This window comes from Clostridioides sp. ZZV15-6598, from assembly GCF_020657705.1.
GTDB lineage: Bacteria > Bacillota > Clostridia > Peptostreptococcales > Peptostreptococcaceae > Clostridioides > Clostridioides difficile_F.
On record NZ_JAGWCS010000276.1, the window covers coordinates 1 to 1,232 of the forward strand.

1 protein-coding gene is annotated in these 1,232 nt (G+C 27.7%); it reads left to right on the forward strand.

What is annotated here, in order from left to right; all coding sequences use genetic code 11:
• Window positions 1-135 precede the first annotated feature (135 nt).
• On the forward strand, window positions 136-1,232 hold a 1,097-nt coding region (locus tag KGF50_RS21505), incomplete at its 3' end, for a patatin-like phospholipase family protein (protein WP_227849948.1).

A 1,232-nucleotide genomic window follows, 5' to 3' on the forward strand; every position in this document is an offset into this window, starting at 1 on the left:
CTTTTGAATATTTTTTTGATAAAATAAAAATAAATTTGTGCAATTTTATTTTTCTCCAATAACTAAAAGTAGTTTTTTGAATTAATATTTGCTGAGAAATATAAATCAGGAACGCTTTAAATAGTAGGTGATAGTATGAAAGGATTAGTTTTAGAAGGTGGAGGAACAAAAGGAGCTTATCAAATAGGCGCGTATAAAGCTTTAAGAGAACTTGGCATAGAATTCCAAGGAGTAACAGGAACATCAATTGGGGCTTTAAATGGAGCATATATAGTTCAAAATGATATTGAGGTAATGGAAGATATATGGCTAAACTATGATTATACTCATTTTATGAATATTGACAAAGAAAGCTATGAGAGATTTAAAAATGTAGATTTCACTACGAAAAATATCAATGCAGTTTTTGAACTTATAAATAAAGCTAGGAAAAATGAAGGTATAGATATAAGCCCATTAAGACACTTGATGGAAACTACATTAAATGAAGATGTAATAAGAAAATCAAAAAAAGACTTCGGACTTGTTACCGTTTGGTGGGACAAAAAAATTAATCCTCATCCATTGTATATAGAAGATATGCCACAAGGTAGATTGGTTGATTATTTAATCGCTAGTTCTAGTTTGCCTATTTTCCAAACAAATGTAATGGATGATAAATTGTATTTGGATGGAATGTTTTGTGATAATATGCCAATAGGTCTTTTAGAAGATAAAGGATATGACGATGTTGTTGTAATTAGGTTAATTGATGATTTTCTTGGAAAAATGAACCTAAATAAACATCAAAATATAAATATAAAAACCATAATACCATCAGAATATCTAGGTGGCTCTCTTAATAAAGATAGAGATAATGTGGAAAAAAATATTCGATTAGGGTATTTAGATACTATGAAAGCTTATGAAAGATGCGATGGTATTAAGTATTACTTTGATGTAGAATATAAGTATGATGAGGAGTATTGTTTTGATAGATTTAGAAGAATGAGCAATGAAACAATACAATGTATTTGTAACTTATTAAATATAAAAAGAGATGTTTCGCTTAGAACTGTTATGGAAAATGTAATACCAAAGCTTGGTGAGACACTTGGTTTACCCAAAAACTTTTCATATAAAGATTTATTTTACTGTGTATATGAGAAAAAACTTGAAGAAAATAGTATAAATAGGGTAAAATTATATGATTTTAACAAAGTTATAGATGTTGTAAACACAAATATTGATTC